The 18,454-nt window shown below is 63.8% G+C and carries 19 protein-coding genes; 5 read left to right on the top strand and 14 right to left on the bottom strand.

Annotated elements, in window-relative coordinates:
- Nucleotides 1-42: 42 nt before the first annotated feature.
- Both MTR64_RS09915 and MTR64_RS09910 read right to left on the bottom strand, forming a co-directional pair.
- Nucleotides 43-207: a hypothetical protein gene (locus tag MTR64_RS09915; protein WP_243993326.1), complete on the bottom strand. Its 165-nt coding sequence runs from the start codon at nt 205-207 to the stop codon at nt 43-45.
- A 65-nt stretch (nt 208-272) separates the two neighbouring features.
- Nucleotides 273-695 carry an Rrf2 family transcriptional regulator gene (locus tag MTR64_RS09910; RefSeq protein WP_243993324.1) on the bottom strand — a complete coding sequence of 141 codons (423 nt, stop codon included), beginning with the start codon at nt 693-695 and terminating at the stop codon, nt 273-275.
- Nucleotides 696-801: 106 nt separating this feature from the next.
- Here MTR64_RS09910 and MTR64_RS09905 point away from each other — a divergent pair, with 106 nt between their 5' ends.
- The gene (locus MTR64_RS09905) at nt 802-1,248 is read left to right on the top strand and encodes a globin domain-containing protein (RefSeq protein ID WP_243993323.1); all 447 of its coding nucleotides are present in this window, start codon (nt 802-804) and stop codon (nt 1,246-1,248) included.
- Nucleotides 1,249-1,321: 73 nt separating this feature from the next.
- The gene (locus tag MTR64_RS21560) at nt 1,322-1,528 is read left to right on the top strand and encodes an FmdB family zinc ribbon protein (protein WP_419144934.1); all 207 of its coding nucleotides are present in this window, start codon (nt 1,322-1,324) and stop codon (nt 1,526-1,528) included.
- A 72-nt stretch (nt 1,529-1,600) separates the two neighbouring features.
- On the opposite strand, the gene MTR64_RS09900 is transcribed toward MTR64_RS21560, so the two are convergent.
- From MTR64_RS09900 to MTR64_RS09880, 5 genes are all read right to left on the bottom strand, one after another.
- On the bottom strand, nt 1,601-2,167 hold the full coding sequence (locus MTR64_RS09900; protein WP_243993322.1) for a septal ring lytic transglycosylase RlpA family protein: 567 nt from the start codon (nt 2,165-2,167) through the stop codon (nt 1,601-1,603).
- 4 nt (nt 2,168-2,171) lie between these two features.
- Nucleotides 2,172-3,839 carry a M28 family metallopeptidase gene (locus MTR64_RS09895; RefSeq protein WP_243993321.1) on the bottom strand — a complete coding sequence of 556 codons (1,668 nt, stop codon included), beginning with the start codon at nt 3,837-3,839 and terminating at the stop codon, nt 2,172-2,174.
- A 197-nt stretch (nt 3,840-4,036) separates the two neighbouring features.
- Nucleotides 4,037-4,414 (bottom strand): UrcA family protein, encoded by a 378-nt coding sequence (locus tag MTR64_RS09890; protein ID WP_243993320.1) that lies wholly within the window; start codon nt 4,412-4,414, stop codon nt 4,037-4,039.
- Nucleotides 4,415-4,806: 392 nt separating this feature from the next.
- Entirely contained in the window at nt 4,807-5,100 is a 294-nt protein-coding gene (locus MTR64_RS09885; protein WP_243993319.1) for a hypothetical protein, read from the bottom strand.
- A 210-nt stretch (nt 5,101-5,310) separates the two neighbouring features.
- On the bottom strand, nt 5,311-5,685 hold the full coding sequence (locus MTR64_RS09880) for a hypothetical protein (protein ID WP_243993318.1): 375 nt from the start codon (nt 5,683-5,685) through the stop codon (nt 5,311-5,313).
- Nucleotides 5,686-5,903: 218 nt separating this feature from the next.
- On the opposite strand from MTR64_RS09880, the gene uvrA reads away from it, so the two are divergent.
- Nucleotides 5,904-8,798 (top strand): excinuclease ABC subunit UvrA, encoded by a 2,895-nt coding sequence (gene uvrA, locus MTR64_RS09875; protein WP_243993317.1) that lies wholly within the window; start codon nt 5,904-5,906, stop codon nt 8,796-8,798.
- Nucleotides 8,799-9,215: 417 nt separating this feature from the next.
- Here the strand turns inward: uvrA and MTR64_RS09870 are convergent, their stop codons facing one another.
- Nucleotides 9,216-9,923, bottom strand: coding sequence for a hypothetical protein (locus MTR64_RS09870; protein ID WP_243993316.1), 708 nt, complete (start codon nt 9,921-9,923; stop codon nt 9,216-9,218).
- 52 nt (nt 9,924-9,975) lie between these two features.
- Nucleotides 9,976-10,497, bottom strand: coding sequence for a Panacea domain-containing protein (locus MTR64_RS09865; protein WP_243993315.1), 522 nt, complete (start codon nt 10,495-10,497; stop codon nt 9,976-9,978).
- A gap of 682 nt (nt 10,498-11,179) precedes the next feature.
- Here MTR64_RS09865 and MTR64_RS09860 point away from each other — a divergent pair.
- On the top strand, nt 11,180-12,388 hold the full coding sequence (locus tag MTR64_RS09860) for a hypothetical protein (RefSeq protein WP_243993314.1): 1,209 nt from the start codon (nt 11,180-11,182) through the stop codon (nt 12,386-12,388).
- A gap of 98 nt (nt 12,389-12,486) precedes the next feature.
- Here the strand turns inward: MTR64_RS09860 and MTR64_RS09855 are convergent, their stop codons facing one another.
- The 5 genes from MTR64_RS09855 to MTR64_RS09835 form a co-directional block, all read right to left on the bottom strand.
- The gene (locus MTR64_RS09855) at nt 12,487-12,966 is read right to left on the bottom strand and encodes a septal ring lytic transglycosylase RlpA family protein (RefSeq protein ID WP_243993313.1); all 480 of its coding nucleotides are present in this window, start codon (nt 12,964-12,966) and stop codon (nt 12,487-12,489) included.
- A 156-nt stretch (nt 12,967-13,122) separates the two neighbouring features.
- A complete protein-coding gene (locus tag MTR64_RS09850) occupies nt 13,123-14,337 on the bottom strand; it encodes an argininosuccinate synthase (RefSeq protein ID WP_243993312.1) in 1,215 nt (404 codons plus the stop codon).
- Between the two features lie 84 nt (nt 14,338-14,421).
- On the bottom strand, nt 14,422-15,666 hold the full coding sequence (locus MTR64_RS09845; RefSeq protein WP_243993311.1) for an SAM-dependent methyltransferase: 1,245 nt from the start codon (nt 15,664-15,666) through the stop codon (nt 14,422-14,424).
- Between the two features lie 92 nt (nt 15,667-15,758).
- Nucleotides 15,759-16,496, bottom strand: a complete 738-nt coding sequence (locus MTR64_RS09840; RefSeq protein ID WP_243993310.1) for an SDR family oxidoreductase — start codon at nt 16,494-16,496, stop codon at nt 15,759-15,761.
- Between the two features lie 289 nt (nt 16,497-16,785).
- On the bottom strand, nt 16,786-17,121 hold the full coding sequence (locus MTR64_RS09835; RefSeq protein ID WP_243993309.1) for a glycine zipper 2TM domain-containing protein: 336 nt from the start codon (nt 17,119-17,121) through the stop codon (nt 16,786-16,788).
- A gap of 271 nt (nt 17,122-17,392) precedes the next feature.
- Here MTR64_RS09835 and adhP point away from each other — a divergent pair, with 271 nt between their 5' ends.
- Complete coding sequence (gene adhP / locus MTR64_RS09830) at nt 17,393-18,427, top strand: alcohol dehydrogenase AdhP (protein ID WP_243993308.1); 1,035 nt, start codon at nt 17,393-17,395, stop codon at nt 18,425-18,427.
- Nucleotides 18,428-18,454: the final 27 nt, after the last annotated feature.

Below are 18,454 nucleotides of genomic sequence, written 5' to 3'. Positions count from 1 at the left end.
AGCTTGTTACGCGGGGGTACCGCCGCCCGAGAGGCAGTGAGTTCAGGCTTTGCGGAAGCGCCCGTTCTCCCAGATGCGCATCTCGCCGTCCCGTGACTCCGCCTGCTCACGCACTTGCGTTTCGCGCTCGCGATCGAAGATCAGCGAGCCTGTCGCGTCCCGCCCACGGCGTCTGCGGCGGAAGGGAATTTCGGCTCCGATGCTCATTATGGTTCTCCTCTCGTACGGTTAACGCAGGAGAAGGGCTAAAGTTCCCGGACGGGTGCCAGAAATCAGGGCGCCGGCATGGGAAGGCGCGATGTCGCCGCCGCGTCGGCAAGCGTCTGGGAGTCGAGCTCGGCCAGAAATGCGCCCATCGCCCGGTTGAGCATCGCGGTCAGTCCGCAGGTCCGGCGCAGCAGGCAATTGGCGCAGTCGGCGGGAGACAGGCACGGCTCGGTCAGCCGCACGACGTCGCCCAGCCGGATCTCCGCGGCAGGCTGGCCCAGCCGGAACCCGCCGCCGCGCCCGCGCACGGTTTCGAGCAGGCCTGCGTTGGCAAGCAGGTTCACCACTTTCATCGCATGGTTGCGCGAGATCGCGTGGGCTGCTGCCACCTCTGCGATCGAGAGCAGGGCTGTCGCATCCTTGTCCGCAAGCAGTGCCGCGTGGAGCAGGATACGCAAGGCGTAATCAGTGTGCGCGGTCAGGCGCAAGTCAGGGTCCTTCCGGGGTACGGTGCTTTATGATGTATTCTATTTACATCTTTTTGGATCTGCGTATAGATGCATTCGAATCGCATCTTTCAGGGAGGATTACACCATGGCCGCACCGCTTTCCGGACAGACCATCGCCATCGTCAAGGCAACGGCGCCTGCGCTGAAGGAGCACGGCGTCGCAATCACGACCTGCATGTACGAGCGCCTGTTCCAGAATGAAGGGGTGAAGGCCATGTTCGACCAGGCCGCGCAGGCGTCGGGCGAGCAGCCGCGCCGTCTGGCCGTGGCGATCCTCGCCTATGCCGAGAATGTCGACAAGCTGCAGAACCTCGACGCGCCCGTACGCCGCATGGTCGAGCGGCACTGCGACACCGGCGTGAAGGCCGAGCACTATCCGCTCGTGGCCGAAGCCCTGCTGCCCGCGATCCGCGACGTGCTGGGCGAGGCCGCGACCGACGAGATCCTTGCTGCCTGGGGGGAGGCCTACTGGTTCCTGGCCGACATCCTGATCGGCAAGGAAGCTGAGGAATACCAGCAGCGCGCTGCCTGATCTTGGGCGCCTGAATTCTGGCACAGAACTGGCATCGGGGTTCGCGTCTTACCTAAACCGACCGGGAAGCCCGATGCCGCTATACGATTTTCACTGTCCCCAATGCTCGGACGACTTCGAATTGTTGATGCGTTCGAGCGATCAACCGGTCTGCCCGACATGCGGCAGTCATTCGGTCAACCGACTGATTTCACGCGTTTCTCCTCCGGGAAAATCGAAGGGGATCATCGCGTCGGCGCGTGCGCAGGCGCGCAAGGAAGGGCATTTCAGCAACTTCTGAGGGCCACCTACGGCCCTCTTCCGCTAATGTCGCAAACACGACAATCGCGAAATGAGGCGGCGCGATGCCCTGTCAGCGCGTGCCGACGCCACGTGCGAATTGCGCCTGCAGATTGGTGAGCGTCCGGCCCGAAACGGGTGACAGCCTGCGCGCGGCATGCCCTTCGCGCAGCGCCTTGCGGTCGCGCTCGTCCGGCTGGACTACACGGACCCGCACCGCCGCCTTGCCCTTGGCGCGTACGCCGAGCAGTTCGGCGGCTCCTTTCGACAGGTCGATGATCCGCGCGCTCTCGCCGAACGGCCCGCGATCGTTGACCCGCACGAGAATGCGCTGGCCAGTATCGAGCGAGGTTACCTCGACATAGCTGGGCAGCGGCAGCGTCTTGTGTGCGGCGGTGATCCAGTCCGGCTTGAACCGCTCGCCATTGGCAACCTGGTTTCCGCTCTCGTTCCCGTACCACGTCGCATAGCCCAGCATGTCGTAATGCGGATCGGCGGCGGGCGTGTATGTCATTCCGCGCACCGAATAGGGCGGCCCGATCCGCACCGGCACATCGCTCACCGGCCGGTAATGCACGCCGCCACCGCAAGCGGAGAGGGCGAGGGCCAGCAGCGCGGAAGCAAGGAGGCGTCGCCGCATGGGCCTAGTTCCGCTCACCTGCGCTCTTGTCGCGGATCGCCTTGAATTCCGATCCAGCCTTCCACTGCGGCCATGCGCGCGAGTTCGCCAGTTCCTCGCCGATCGTGCCGATCAGATCGATGTCCTGCACGGCACCATCGAGGTTCCAGTCCGGGCCGTAGGCGTCGCAGGCCTGATGATAGCACTTGCCGGTATAGGCATCGATCCAGGCCTGACCGGCCGCGGTTCCGCCCTTCTTCAGGTCGGCGGCTCCGGCGATCCCCATCAGCAGCATCACCGGCACCCCGCGCTTGGCGAAGGAGAAATGGTCGGCGCGGTAGAACAGCCCGCGTTCGGGCAAGCCTTCGGGCGTGACCTTGCGGCCCTGCGTGGCAGCGACGCGCGCCATGTCGTCTTCCAGCGTGTCCTGTCCCTTGCCGACCAGCACGACGTCGTTCGCCGCGCCCGCCGTCTGCAGGATGTCGATCGCAAGGTTGGCGACCGTCTTCTCCATCGGATAGACCGGGTTTGCGGCATAGTATTCGGAGCCCAGCAGCCCGCGTTCTTCGGCAGTCCATGCCGCGAAGACCACGCTGCGCTGCGGGGGCGGACCCGCCTTCATGGCGCGCGCGATGTCTAGGATACCGGCAATGCCCAGCGCATCGTCGTTGGCCCCGGCGCGGTAGATGTGGCCCTGTTCGTCGGGCGCGCCCTTGCCATAGGCATCCCAGTGCGCGCCGAACATCACCACTTCGTCAGGATGCGAGGTGCCGGGAATGCGGCCGAGCACGTTGTGGCTGGCGATCTGCTCGTGTGTCACGGGCACATCGGCGTCGAAAGTCACGCCCTTGAGCGGGACCGGCTTGAACGTGGCCTTGCGCGCATCGGCACGCAGCTTTTCGAGATCGAGCCCGGCCTTCGCGAACAGGTCCTTCGCCGCAACGCCCGAAATCCAGCCCTGCAGCTTGAGTGTGGTCAGGTCTTCGGGCTTGCGCACGATGTCGTAGTTCTCGCCGCCGGGGCTGATCACGACGTTCCAGCCATAGCCCGCACCGTCCGTGTCATGAACGATCAGCGCGGCCACGGCCCCCCGCCGTGCGGCTTCCTCGAACTTGTAGGTCCAGCGGCCGTAATAGGTCATGGTCCGCCCGCCGAACTTGCCCCAGGGCGCCTCGCCCTTCGTGGCCGAGAAGTCCGGATCGTTGACGAGGAACACCACGACCTTGCCCTTGAGATCTGCGTCCTTGAAGTCGTCCCACCCTCGCTCGGGCGCATTGACGCCATAACCCACGAAGACCACCGGAGCCTTGGCGATTACCGCTGCATCATCGGCGCGTACGGTCGAGACGTAGACCTCCTTGCTCTGTGCCACCGGCATGGCGCCTGCTGGTGTCGCGAAAGCCAGGGTCTTCGCGGGTTGCAACGCGGTGTGGAGCAGCGGCACCGTCTGCACCCACTGCCCGTCGGGCCCCGCCGGCTCGAGCCCGGTGTCCTGCATCCGCGCAATCAGGTATCCGATCGTGCGCTCCTCGCCCGCGGTGCCGGGCGCGCGGCCTTCGAAGGTGTCGGATGCCAGGGCCTTCACATCCTCGACGAGATGGTGCGGATCAACGGAGATCTGGGCGAGGGCGGGCTGTGCCGTCCCGGCGAGCAGAACGGCTGCGGCGAAAGTGCTGGGGGGGATCATCATCATGGCGCCATCCTAAGCGCCGAGGCGAGGCAGGCAACCCGTGGTCATGCCTGATCATCAAAGTTGCAGGACAAACCAAGGCCCGCCGCTTGCGGATAGGGCGGGCCTTGGAGCCGGGCCGGACTTGATCGCTGGGCGATTGCAGCGGGACGTGCTGCAAGGGTGTCGCCCGCAAGTCGGCCCGGCCGGGGGTCTCAGGGTTAACGGCGCACGCGCAGGGCAGGCAGTTCCATTGCAGCGAGCCGGGTAGGATCGTCGCGGGCGGCCATGCGTGCGGCGATCACGGCATCACGATCGGCGAAAGCGCGCTCCATAGAATCGCTGCGGCAGTTCCGAACGGCAACATGCACCCGTAACTGGCGAATTTCGTCAGCACCGCAGACGGTTATCGCGGCGGCAGCAAGGCGTCTGTTCAGGGTTGCGAGGCCGCCCTGGCTGTCAAGGTCGAGGTCGCTGTAGCGGACTTCGACGAAAGGCCGGTCCGCCCAGCCTCCGTCCTGCACGATGACGTCTCCAACCGCAGGCGTAGCGACGAGCAGTGCTGCCATTGCGCTGGCGGCAATCGTAAGCCTTCTCATGGTCTATCTCCTCTCTGGGCAGGCGCAGGGTGAGGAGTTCCGGATGGATGTGTCCGGAAATCAGGTGATAAATCATTGTTAATCGGCAAAACGAGACAGGCCGCGTTGCTATGCAGCAAGTCCTTTCCAGCCAAAAGCGGCGGAAGGCCTGATTGTCAGTTAGGTCTTGAGTCGCTTGTATTTAAAAGGGTCTGTTACGGGAATTTGCAGTCATTCGTGTAACTTACCAAAAGTGCAGTCTCTCCCTGCGGTAATTTTCATTTATACAACTCGGCTATTGTTATTAAAAGATTGCAAGCGCGGCGAGAGCGATGAAGTGCCCTGTGTGAGCGATGAATTGCCGGAAATTGCATTCCGGGGACGGGTCGGGGCAGTTCCTGTTTGTTGTCTTTCTAGTTGCCTTTGGCCTGCGCGCACGATTTCCGGACGCCCCGCTTACAGGCCGCGACGGCCTGTTCCCAGGCGGCGTAATCGGCCTGATATTTCTCGACGGCCTTCTGGTGGGCTTCCAGTGCCGCCGAATAGGCCGCGTTATCGCGCAGCCTCTGCATGGTGGCGGCATCGACGGCGTCGTCATGCGCCTTCTGGCTGGCGGCATAGGCTTCGAGCTGGTCCCGCGCGAGGCAGGCCTGTTCGCGGTTGAGTTCGCGGCACCGCTCCACCGGATCGCCGGGCTCCGGTCCCATGTCGACCGGCCTGGCCTCGGCGGGAGCGGGCTGGGCGGCGGCGGGCCATGCCGCAGGTATGAGCGCGGCGAGGAGCAGGGCGCTGCAAGCAGAAGGCAGAACGACAGCGCGGCGGATTAGAATTATGGGATGGGTCCCGGCAGTGGAGCCTGCCGGAAATTTACCTTATGGCCAGCCAGTCAGGCAAGCGGGCGCCGCCGCCTGGTGCGATCAGCGGGCGCAGCGCTCGTAATATCCCGCACGGCAGGCGGCAACGTCGTTGCGCCACGAGGCCATTGCGGATTCGTAGTCACGATGGGCGTCTTCGTAGGCGCGCTGATCTGCCTCGTAGTGATTGCCCGATTGCGCTTCGCGGTAGGCGTTCCAGCCCTTTGCATATTCCGCATCGCGCTTGCGCACGTACGCGAGCTGGTCTTCGTTGAGTTTCTTGATGATGGCTTTGTCGCGCGCGCGGGCTTCGGCCGTGCGCATGGATGGATCCTTCGGATCGTCGGCGCGTGCCGGAGTCGACACAAATGCTGCGGAGCCCAGTGCTGCAGCGAAAGCCAGCGCGCAAAGCGCCGGTGCGAAGTGCGATACCCTCATGTTGTCCCGGTCCCTTCAGTCCCTTGTCTGGGAACCAGAGCCTATCCGGAATATGTTTGCAAAGACCTTGCGACGAAGCGTTAAAGTGTCGGTAGGAACGGTTGGATGCGGCATCTCGCCTGCCGGACCATTGCCTTGAGGGCACGCGCGCATATCTAGAGGGAAACCTCCCGGCGCCTGCTTGATTGGCGTGAACAAATCTGGAACATACGCTCCCCATGAGTCTCACCCACATCACCGTGCGCGGCGCGCGCGAGCATAACCTCAAGGGCTTCGACATCGCGCTCCCGCGTGAGAAGCTGATCGTGATCACGGGCCTGTCGGGTTCGGGAAAGTCCAGCCTCGCGTTCGACACGATCTATGCCGAGGGGCAGCGCCGCTATGTGGAGAGCCTCTCCGCCTATGCGCGCCAGTTCCTCGAGATGATGCAGAAGCCCGATGTCGAGCATATCGACGGGCTCTCCCCTGCGATCTCGATCGAGCAGAAGACCACCAGCCGCAACCCGCGCTCGACGGTCGCCACGGTCACCGAGATCTGGGACTACATGCGCCTGCTGTGGGCGCGCGTGGGCATTCCCTATTCGCCGGCCACCGGGCTGCCGATCGAGGCGCAGACGGTCTCGAACATGGTCGACCGGGTGATGGCGCTGCCCGAGGGCACGCGGCTCTACCTGCTCGCCCCGGTGGTGCGCGGGCGCAAGGGGGAATACCGCAAGGAACTCGCCGAGTGGCAGAAGGCGGGCTACACCCGCGTGCGGATCGACGGCGAACTCTACGCGATCGAGGACGCCCCCGCGCTCGACAAGAAGTACAAGCACGACATCGAGGTGGTGGTCGACCGCATCGCGGTGAAGGACGGCATCCAGACGCGGCTGGCGGACAGCTTCGAGCAGGCGCTGAAGCTGGCCGAGGGGCTGGCTTATGTCGATCTGGCGGACGGCGTGGTGCCGGGGCGCGAGGACGAGGGGCAGGGCAAGAACCTCAAGGGCGCCGGCCTGCCGCCCAACCGCATCGTGTTCTCCGAAAAGTTCGCGTGCCCGGTCTCGGGCTTTACCATCGAGGAGATCGAGCCGCGGCTGTTCTCGTTCAACGCGCCGCAGGGGGCGTGCCCGGCCTGCGATGGCCTCGGCGAGAAGCTGCTGTTCGATCCGCAGCTGGTGGTGCCGAACGAGGGGCTGACGCTCAAGCAGGGCGCCATCGTGCCCTGGGCCAAGTCCAACCCGCCCAGCCCCTACTACATGCAGGTGCTCTCCAGCCTCGCCGCGCATTTCGGTTTCGGCCTGACGACGCCCTGGCAGGACCTGCCGGGCGAGGTGAAGATCGTCATCCTCTACGGCACCGCCGGAAAGCCGGTCCCGCTCACCTTCAAGGACGGCAAGAAGGAATATACCGTCACCAAGCCGTTCGAGGGCGTGATCGGCAACCTCAACCGCCGCATGATCCAGACCGACAGTGCATGGATGCGCGAGGAGCTGAGCAAGTTCCAGACCGCGCAGCCCTGCGAGACCTGCGAGGGCAAGCGGCTCAAGCCAGAGGCGCTCAGCGTCAAGATCGCGGAGAGCGACATTGCCGACGCCGCGCGGCTTTCGGTGGCGGATGCCTTCGCGTGGTTCGGCGCGCTGGAGGGCAAGCTCACCAGCCAGCAGCAGCAGATCGCCCGGGCCATCCTGAAAGAGATCAACGAGCGGCTCGGCTTCCTCAACAATGTCGGGCTCGACTACCTCAACCTCGACCGCACGAGCGGCACGCTCTCGGGCGGGGAGAGCCAGCGCATCCGGCTTGCCAGCCAGATCGGCTCGGGGCTCTCGGGCGTGCTCTACGTGCTCGACGAACCCTCGATCGGCCTCCACCAGCGCGACAACGACCGGCTGCTGGAAACGCTGAAACGCCTGCGCGACCTTGGCAATACGGTGATCGTCGTCGAGCATGACGAGGACGCGATCCGCGCCGCCGACCACGTGGTGGACCTTGGCCCCGGCGCGGGCGTGCACGGGGGCGAGGTGGTGGCCGAAGGCACGCTGAAGCAGGTGCTCAAGAGCAAGGACAGCCTCACCGCGCAATACCTCAACGGCACCCGCCGGATCGAGGTGCCCACCACGCGCCGCAAGGGCAACGGCCACTTCGTCACCGTGGAGAACGCGCGCGCCAACAACCTGACGGGCGTCACCGCGAAGTTCCCGCTCGGCACCTTCTGCTGCGTCACCGGGGTTTCCGGCTCGGGCAAGTCCAGCCTCACGCTCGACACGCTCCACGCCGCCGCCGCGCGCACGCTGAACGGGGCGCGGGTGATCGCCGGGCCGCACGACCGCGTGACCGGGCTCGAAATGTGCGACAAGGTGATCGAGATCGACCAGTCCCCGATCGGCCGCACCCCGCGCAGCAACCCGGCCACCTACACCGGCGCCTTCACCCAGATCCGCGACTGGTTCGCCGGCCTGCCGGAATCCGAAGCGCGCGGCTACAAGCCCGGGCGCTTCAGCTTCAACGTCAAGGGCGGCCGGTGCGAGGCGTGCCAGGGCGACGGCCTGATCAAGATCGAGATGCACTTCCTGCCCGACGTCTACGTGACGTGCGAGGAATGCCACGGCAAGCGCTACAACCGCGAGACGCTGGAAGTGAAGTTCAAGGGCCACTCGATCGCCGACGTGCTCGACATGACGATCGAGGACGCGGAAGAGTTCTTCAAGGCCGTGCCGCCGATCCGCGACAAGATGCACATGCTGAACGAAGTGGGCCTCGGCTACGTCAAGGTGGGCCAGCAGGCGACGACGCTATCGGGCGGCGAGGCCCAGCGCGTGAAACTCGCCAAGGAACTCGCCCGCCGCTCGACCGGGCAGACGCTCTACATCCTCGACGAGCCGACCACCGGCCTCCACTTCGAGGACGTGCGCAAACTGCTCGAAGTGCTCCACCGCCTCGTCGACCAGGGCAATTCGGTGGTGGTGATCGAACACAACCTCGACGTGATCAAGACCGCCGACTGGATCATCGACCTCGGCCCCGAAGGCGGCGTGCGCGGCGGCGAGATCGTCGCGGAAGGCACGCCGGAGGAAGTGGTGCAGAACCCGCGCTCGTTCACGGGGCATTATCTGAAGCCGTTGCTGGAGAAGTGACAAACCCTCCCAGAGCTTCCCTAGGGGAGGGGGACCACGCGAAGCGTGGTGGAGGGGTACAGGCGGTTTACGCGATGCAAGAGGGCGAACAAAGATCGCCCTCTTGCATCGTCTTGACCAGTGCCATGTGTTAATTTGGAATTTTGGCAGTACCATGCCACTCTCGTGTCGAGAGGAGACTGCACGTGGTACAGACATGGGGTAAAGCAGATCGCGGCGAAGTGGCGTGTGAAAATTGCGGTGCAGTTTACAGTGTGACTGTCATGCGTTTCCCTATGCGGGACAAAGATCATTTTGATTGCAGTGTGTGCGGCAACAGAATGGCGAGTTGGAATGACACAGAAGTGCCGACTTATTCACTTGTTAGAAAGCCCGAATGAGGAGAATCAACGGGCTATCTAGGGAATTTTTGATTCATTAGGGGCGGTCAAAGAGGTCGCCCATACCTTTGTCCTTAGGCTTTCTAAGGCGCGGTGCTTTTGCAGAATCTGCCAACTTCTTGGCTTCAATATATGTCTTTACGTACTCGCCCAAAAGCTCGTCGGAAACTGTGGGTAGATCACTTTCATTGATGACCTCTGCTGTCACGCCATCTTTATCGTCGCCGGAAAGATCAATCAGTTGAGGTCGTGCCATACTCCAGTCGCCTTTACAGAAGGCTTGCCGAGCAAAGGCTAGGTAAACAGCTAGGCCCTGATCATCCAGAGGCTCCTTCCGAGGCTGGAGAATTGGCAAAATAGGGCGGTCAGATTTGTCGATATACCAGCACGAGGCTTTAACTCGGACTGTTACGTCAGGTCCCCATTGCAGCATACTCACCGGGCGAAGCCCTGAGTCTGGAAAATCTGCGAAAGACCTTGTTTCTAGCTTAAGATCACACCCGAGAACGCACAATGCCTCAACACATTTGGCTATTCGCGGATGCTTGCCTGCTAACGACGCCCGCACGGTCTTGGGCACAAAGACCCCGCGAAGTGATTGGGCCATAACGGCCCAAGTGTAATCGTGCGAAAAGCCAAAGCCATCCGTGTCAAACCGTCGGATTTTTGCGGCTGTTTTTTCGACCGATCCCGGGATCGTCACTTTTACAACTGACAACGCTAACGGCGAATTGGATCGGCTCATAACGGCTCCATTGAATCCTCCAAAAGAGAACATAAGGGGGCCGTCGAGTCAATTAGCTGGGGCGATTGCTTTGATGATAACTAACAATTAGCTTATCAGACATCCGCCTATCGGCATTTTTGCCCTGTTCAAATAGGTGTCTAGCCATCGCCCATGGTCCATTTGGGTCATGGGACATGTCGGATAGAGCGGTCGCGCTTGCGCGCTTGTAAAAATTGTACAGGCTTCTCAAAATTTTCAGATCCCCTCCGCAAGGGGCGATTTTTGCTAATACGCGTTTTCCAGCGATAGGATCAAAACGGTAGGCGCGCTCTTGGATGGGCGCTTTGCTAAAACGCCTAAATTCTTCGAAGACACTGGGATCTACAGGGCCAAAATCCCAAGCTTCAAATGATTGTGAAGCGAGGGGGGTGCCTGTTATTTGTAGGTAGTCTGCATGGGAGAAGTATAAAATCTTCTGTATTTTCATTGGAGTGATGGGAATTCCATCCTCATCAGCCCAATCAAGAAATAGGTTCGCAAGCCCTTTGATGTCGTAGGGTGGAGTATCTGAATGAGGTCGAGAAAGGGTCATTTCATGTTATCTCTCAAACCACACCGCAGAGTTCAGTTTGTCCAAAATGTTGGACAAGCCCCTACTGAAAGTTGTTGACATAAGCCAGCATTGACTGTGTCTCCAATCGGAACATATAGTGAACAAATGTCCTGAGCAAGGTTGAATTGCGCCGCTTCGTCATTCCCGCGAAGGCGGGAATCCATTCATACGGTTGGATGAAAACGCGACGTCCGAAGCTGGATCCCCGCCTTCGCGGGGATGACGAAGAATAGGGTAAGGGTTGCAAGTCTCAGCCCAGCGTAGCCGCAAGGCACACCGCCGACAGTATGGGGAGCGCGAGGGCGATGGCCCTCGCATCATCCTTCCTTCCCCCTCACAAACCATTTTCCTACAGCCCCCGACTTGCGATAAATGGGTCGTTCACCTCGGCGCCGCCGTCCGGGCCGTGCCGTGGTCTCTTCCTGCGGGTTTCCCGCTTTGTGCGAGGTGAACGATGACGGACTTTGCTGACGGTTTGGGTGGTGGGCCCTTCGACAAGCTCAGGGCGAGCGGGGTTAGGGAAGGGGTAGAGGAAGAAGGGCGGGATGTGCGGCCTGTGCCCCTCCACCACCCGGCGGAGCCGGGCGGTCCCCCTCCCCGAGACGAGCTCGGGGAGGAACGGGATCGGCCGCCTACGCGGTTTGGGCGGGGGTGGATTCCGGTGGAGCGGGATATCGGGCTGCCTGACGATGATCCGGACGATGCGTGGTTCGCGGCGCAGTATCCGTCTTATGACGATCTCTATCAGGGCGATGTGCCGCCGAAGCCTGTGCCTTCGCAGGACGGCGTGGTCAGCGAGTGGTCTTGTCCGGCGACGGGCGGGTTTTGCCGGCCGCCGCCAAAGTGCGACGATCCCACGTTCGTTTCGCATCATGCCTGGGACGCGGACCGCAAGGTGCGGTTTCTCCATCACCTTGCGGAGAAGGGCGATGTGCGGGCGGCCTGCGCTCGCGTGGGGATGAGCCGGCAGTCGGCCTATCTGCTGCGGCGGCGCGACGGGGGCTTTGCGCAGGGGTGGCAGGCGGCGCTGGTGCTGGCGCGGCGCCATGCCGAGGAAGTGCTGGCCACTCGCGCGCTCGACGGGATCGAGGAGGCGGTGTGGTTCCGGGGCGAGCTGGTGGGCAAGAAGCGCCGCTATGACACGCGGCTGCTGCTGGCGCATCTGGCGCGGCTGGACCGGGCGGCGGAGGAGGCGGGGCCGTGCGAGGACCGTTTCGACGAATTGCTGGCGATGGTCGCGGGCGAGCGACCCGAGGCGCACTTCGCGGAAGAGGGCGGCGACGCGGACGCCGATGCGCAGGACGCGGATGCGCGCGTGCTGGAGGAGGACCGGGCGCTGGAGGACTGGGGCGGGGCGCATGATCCCTTGCCCTTGCCGCCGGGGCGCGCGGCCTGGGTGCTCTCCAGCGCCGAGCCTGCCTTTATCGCGGCGAACACGGCGTGGGACGAGGCGGCCGAGGCGGTCGAGCGCGCCTATGAGGAGGCGCACGGCTTTGCGCCGCACGAGGAGGACCGGCCGGAGCACCTGCCCGATCCGGTCTATCCGCCGGTGCCGCTCTACGCGCCCTTCCGCGAGGCGAGCGCGGCGCGGTGGGATGGCTGGCAGGGGTGTGCCTTTGGCCGGGTGGATGCGGCGATGACGGGGGAGGGGGATGACGCGCCTCTGGAGTACAAATCGCTCACCGGACCGGCGCCGGTTTTCCCTCTGGACTGTGTAAACCGTGTCAACCTGACGGCTCGTCGCTGGCAGGAAACGGTTGGGCGAAAGCCGAAAAAAGGCGGGGAACTCAAAGTGCTGTTCGCGGTTGGTGCGGTGAAGGTCGGTGCGACGCGGCATAACACCCCCCTTGCCACGAGCGTACCGGCCTGACCTTCTTCCCCACAGCAATGACATGCAGGCCGGGCACGGTTTTGCGGCCCGCGCGCAGCGATGGCGCAGGCGCTCTTGCCGCGGGAGCGGGCGGGCGATCAGTTGTTGGAGGGGGTGTCCGTCAGGACCGCGAGCTGGACCATGCCGCGGCCTGCGCGGGTCAGACCGATCTCGTCGGCGGCGGCGCGGCTGAGGTCTATCACGCGGTTGCCGTGGAAGGGGCCGCGATCGTTGATGGTGACGATCACCGAGTCGCCGGTCGCCTCGTTGGTCACCTGCACCTGCGTGCCGAAGGGCAGGGTGCGGTGCGCGGCGGTGAGCGCGGCGGGATCGAAGCGCGCGCCGCTGGCGGTGCGGCTGCCCGCGAATTCGCGGCCATAGTAGCTCGCCATGCCTTCGCCGATCGTCTCGAACTGAGGGGTGGCGGCGGCTTCGGGGGCAACCTCGACGGCAGGCGCGGGGCGCGGGGCGATGGTGATGGCGGAGTCGACAGCGGCCAGAACGGCAGCGGGAGCGTCAGTTTCGGCGAGCACCGGGCCAGCGAGGGGCAGGGTAGCGGCCATTGCGAGGGCAGCCATGAGTCCGGTGCGCTGAACTGACAAAACTTACCACGCTTAGTAGTTGACGATGGCCCGGACTCCTACAGGTGGGGCTCCCGCCGCGCCACCCATGCAAAAGCGGCCCGTCGCGCTTTGGCAACGGGCCGCCTGAAAGGAGTAAGACCTTGAAAAGACTCAGCGGTCGCGCTGGGCCAGCAGACGGAGCCGCAGGGCGTTGAGCTTGATGAAGCCTGCCGCGTCCTTCTGGTCGTAGGCGCCGGCGTCGTCCTCGAACGTGACGTGGCGTTCGGAATAAAGCGAATCCGGGCTCTTGCGGCCGACCACCGAGGCCATGCCCTTGTAGAGCTTGAGGCGGACAGTGCCGTTCACGCGGGCCTGCGAGTGGTCGATCGCCGCCTGCAGCATCTCGCGCTCGGGGGCGAACCAGAAGCCGTTGTAGATGAGCTCGGCGTACTTGGGCATCAGCTCGTCCTTGAGGTGGGCGGCGCCCCGGTCGAGCGTGATCTGTTCGATGCCGCGGTGGGCCACGGCGTAGATGGTGCCGCCCGGCGTCTCGTACATGCCGCGCGACTTCATGCCGACGAAGCGGTTCTCGACGAGGTCGAGGCGGCCGATGCCGTGCTTGCGGCCAAGCTCGTTGAGCTGGGTGAGGAGGGTCGCCGGGGACATCGCGACGCCGTTGAGGGCGACGCCGTCACCCTTCTCGAAGTCCACGGTGATGTATTCGGGCTGGTCCGGCGCATCCTCGGGATTGACGGTGCGCGAATAGACGTAGTCGGGGGTCTCTTCCCACGGATCCTCAAGCACCTTGCCCTCCGAGGAGGTGTGCAGGAGGTTTGCGTCGGTGGAGAAGGGGCTCTCGCCGCGCTTGTCCTTGGGGACCGGGATCTGGTGCTGCTCGGCCCAGGCGATGAGCGCGGTGCGGCTGGTCAGCTCCCACTTGCGCCAAGGGGCGATGACCTTGATGCTGGGATCGAGCGCATAGGCGCTGAGTTCGAAACGGACCTGGTCGTTGCCCTTGCCGGTCGCGCCATGGGCCACGGCATCAGCGCCGGTCTCGTGGGCGATCTCGATCAGGCGCTTGGAGATCAGCGGCCGCGCGATCGAGGTGCCGAGCAGGTAGTCGCCCTCGTAGCGGGCGTTGGCGCGGAACATCGGGAAGACGAAGTCGCGCACGAATTCCTCGCGCAGGTCGTCGATGTAGATGTGCTTGTCGGGCACGCCCATCAGCTGCGCCTTGGCGCGCGCGGGCTCAAGCTCCTCGCCCTGGCCGAGGTCGGCGGTGAAGGTCACCACCTCGCAGTTGTAGGTGACCTGCAGCCACTTGAGGATGACGCTGGTGTCGAGGCCGCCGGAATAGGCGAGGACGACCTTCTTGATGTCAGACATGGACTCGGCGAGCTCCACTGGAAACAAGGCGGGAAATGCGACGCGCGCCTAACAGCGCAGGGGCCGCGGTGCAATGCCGGGTTTTCATCCGCCCTGCAGGAACTGCGCCTCGCGCTGCGCCATATAGCCCCGCGTCAGGGGCAGGGCATGGCGGTTGCGGGCGTACTGGATTTGGTAGTTGCACATGGAACCGCTCTCGAACGCGGCGGTCGCCCCGGCGAGATAGAAGGTCCACATGCGGTAGAAGCGCTCGTCGTAGAGGGCCACGATCGCGTCCCTGTTCTCCACGCAGCGCTTGTACCATTCGCGCAGGGTGAGGGCGTAGTGGAGGCGCAGGTTCTCTACGTCGGTGGCCATCAGCCGCACCCTTTCGCTGGCGGCGACGGTTTCGCTCAGCGCGGGGATGTAGCCGCCCGGGAAGATGTACTTGCGGGTGAAGGCATCGGTCGCGCCAGGCCCGCCCATGCGGCCGATGGTGTGGAGCAGCATCACCCCTTCGTCAGTCAGCATCTTCGCGCAATCGCGGAAATAGCGGGCGAACTGGGCCTGGCCGACATGTTCGAACATGCCGACCGAGACGATCCGGTCGAATGTCTCGCCGCGCGCGGCCAGGTCGCGGTAGTCGACCAGCTCGAACTCGATCCGGCCGGCCACGCCGGCGGCCACCGCGCGTTCGCTGGCGAGTGCAAGCTGTTCCTCGCTGAGGGTAATGCCCTTGACCGAAACATCTGCGTGGCGCGCCAGATAGATCGCCATGCCGCCCCAGCCGCAGCCGATGTCGAGCACTCTCTGCCCGGGTTCGAGTGCAAGCTTGGCGGCGATGTGCGCAAGCTTGGCTTCCTGTGCCTCTTCCAGCGTCATGCCCTCGCGAGGCCAGTAGGCGCAGGAGTATTGCATATGATCGGTATCGAGGAACAGGCGATAGAGCGCGTTGCCGATGTCGTAGTGATGGGCGATGTTGGCCTTGGCTCGTGCGGCGCGGTTCATCCCGTCGATCAGGGTGATGGCGCGCCCGCGCATCTTCTTGAGGGCTGAGACCTCTCTGACTTCCCCGCCCTTGTCCCAGCGGTTGTTCGCGCGCAGCAGCTGGACGAGAGCCATGATGTCGCCCTCTTCAATGATGAGCGTGCCATCCATGAAGGCTTCAGCGGCACCGAGCCGTGGGTCGGTCAGGATCTGCCGTTCGGCTGAGGAATTGGTGAAACGCAGCCGCACTTCGGGGAACCCTTCGGCAGACTTTCCGAAGCGTCTCACGCTGCCGTCCGGTCTCGCGACTTCAAGGACACCGTTGCGGACGCCCCGTTGCAGGAAACGGTCTAGAATAGCCATGACACTCAATTGCTTGCGGGCTCGGCCCAGGGGGGAAGGCGAAGTCTAGCGTCAATCGCTGCAATGACCAGTGCGGCCTCTCTTTTGCACAGTTATTGCCGGGCGAGAAAAAGGACATCGCGTTGCTGCGCGAGCAGGTGCTGTCCGGAATCGACGAAGATCGTTTCTCCGCTGGCAAGCCAGCCCCCGGCCAGAAACAACGCGGCGCCCGCGATGTCGGTGGGGGTGGCCTTGCGGTGGAGCAGGTTCATCCGGTGCGAGACTTCGGTCTCGGCCTCGGTCTGGTCGTGACTGGCAAGGATCGCGCCGGGGGCAATGCCATAGATGCGGTCGCGCGGATCGGCGCGGGCCATCGACAGCATGGGAATGGTTGCTGCCAGCGCATGCTTGCTCATCGTGTAGGAGAAGAAGTCGGGATTGGGATTGAGCAGCTTCTGGTCGGTCACATGGATCAGCCGCCGTCCTTCGGGGCTGCGCGCGTGTGCCAGAAAGGCCTGCCCGAGCCGCGCGGGGGTCCCGGCATTGACCTGCATGGCGGTGTCGAAAACGGGCGGCTGGAGTTCCTGCGCCGTGTCGAGGTCGAACACACCTGCGCAGTTGACCAACACGCGCCAGTCGTCCAGCCGCTCGGCCAGTGCAGCGATCATCGCCGGACCTTCGTTCCAGTCTTCAAGATCGCAGCTGACGATTTCGGCAGAGGGCAATTCGGCCGCCAGGGCTTCGGCCTGTGTCTGCGAACGGCCGTAGTGGATCACCACATGCCAGCCGGCGCCGGCGAATGCTCGGGCGATGGCCGCGCCGATCCGCTTGGCGCCGCCTGTCACGAGCATGGATGGCCTTGTCGTCATCACGCGTTCGCCATCGCGAACGCAGGTTGACACGGTTTACACAGTCCAGAGAGAAAATCCCGCCGGCCCGCGGTGGCGGTGCGGTGACCGTTGGAAGCCATGGAAAACGGGAGATGCGTGGGAACTGACATGCGGCGCATTGGAGCATAGCGGCACGGTGTAGGAAAGGGGCCATGGTCCGGATCGTGGCGGGAATTGCCTTTGCGGACGGCGCGTGGAGAAGGCGCGCCATTCCCGGAGGGCAGCGCGCCTTCGCAAAGGTCGATGGGCGTCAGCGGCAGTGCGGACGCGAGTTGTTGCGGTCCACCTCACGGCCGAGCAGGGCACCGGCTGCGGCGCCGAGGATCGTTCCGGTCGCGCGGTCGCCGCGTGTGTCGATCGAACGGCCGACCAGTGCACCGGCCACGCCGCCGATCAGCAGGCCGGTCGTGCCGTCAGACTTGCGGCAGTAATAACGGCCATTGTCACCGCGCCAGTAACGAATGCCGTTGTCGGTCCGGTGATACTGCCGGGCGTGCCTGTCATGGGCCTCGGCGGGCGCGGATACAGCCATGGCTGCAGGAAGGGTGAGTGCTGCCATCAAGGCGGCGAGAATAGCGTTTCGCATTGGATATGCCCTCATACGTGTTGCATGGATTGCGACATCAACGCGGCAGTTCGTTCATTGATCCACAACCTCAGATGAACGGACGGATATGGTGGCGAATGTGCGGCGAGCGGGGCTCTGTACGCGGCAAGGCGGTTGCCTGCGACCAACCGTCTCGCATCCGGGACAGCGGACGGAGGCTTTCGCGCCAGCCTGATTGATCGTCACGATGCGGTCTTTCTAACAGGACAACAACAGGTGGGGTTGTCCTGCGATCAATGGGAGATCGAAGATGTCCAAGACGATGAAGGCTGCCGTGGTGCGCGAGTTCGGCAAACCGCTGGCAATCGAGGAAGTGGCCGTGCCAGAGCCTGGCCCGGGCATGATTCAGGTGGCGATACAGGCGTCCGGCGTTTGCCACACCGACCTGCACGCGGCGGAGGGCGACTGGCCGGTCAAGCCGAACCCGCCTTTCATCCCGGGGCACGAAGGTGTGGGATTCGTCTCTGCCGTCGGCGCGGGAGTGAAGCATGTGAAGGAGGGCGACCGGGTCGGCGTGCCTTGGCTCTACACCGCCTGCGGACATTGCAAGCATTGCCTCGGCGGCTGGGAGACCCTCTGCGAGGAGCAGCTCAACACCGGCTATTCCGTGAATGGGGGCTTCGCCGAATATGTGTTGGCCGATCCCAATTTCGTGGGACACCTGCCGGACAACATCTCTTTCACGGAGATCGCGCCGGTGCTCTGCGCCGGGGTGACCGTGTACAAGGGCTTGAAGGTGACCGACACCAAACCAGGTGACTGGGTGGTGATTTCGGGAATTGGCGGGCTCGGCCACATGGCAGTGCAATATGCCAAGGCGATGGGGATGAACGTGGCTGCTGTCGACATCGACGATGCCAAGCTGGATCTGGCCCGCCAGCTTGGAGCGAGCGTTACCGTCAATGCCATGAAGGAAAGCGATCCGGCGGCGGCGATCAAGCGCGAGACGAGCGGTGGCGCGCAAGGCGTGCTGGTGACGGCAGTGAGCCCGAAGGCGTTCGAACAGGCGCTTGGCATGGTTTCGCGCGGCGGCACCGTCGCGCTCAACGGTTTGCCGCCGGGGGATTTCCCGCTGCCCATCTTCGACATGGTGCTGAACGGCATCACCGTGCGCGGCTCGATCGTCGGCACCCGGCTCGATCTTCAGGAGTCACTCGATTTCGCGGGCGACGGCAAAGTGAAAGCGACAGTCGCGACCGCGAAGCTGGAAGATATCAACGATGTATTCGGCCGCATGCACAAGGGCATGATCGAAGGGCGTATCGTACTCGATATGACGGCCTGAAGCTCTGGTCCGGCAAACAGAAAGGCG

This window comes from Novosphingobium album (ex Hu et al. 2023), assembly GCF_022832385.1.
Classification (GTDB): Bacteria; Pseudomonadota; Alphaproteobacteria; order Sphingomonadales; family Sphingomonadaceae; genus Novosphingobium; species Novosphingobium album.
Note: the sequence above shows the minus strand (reverse complement) of the source record. Positions and strands in the feature narration are given on the sequence as shown.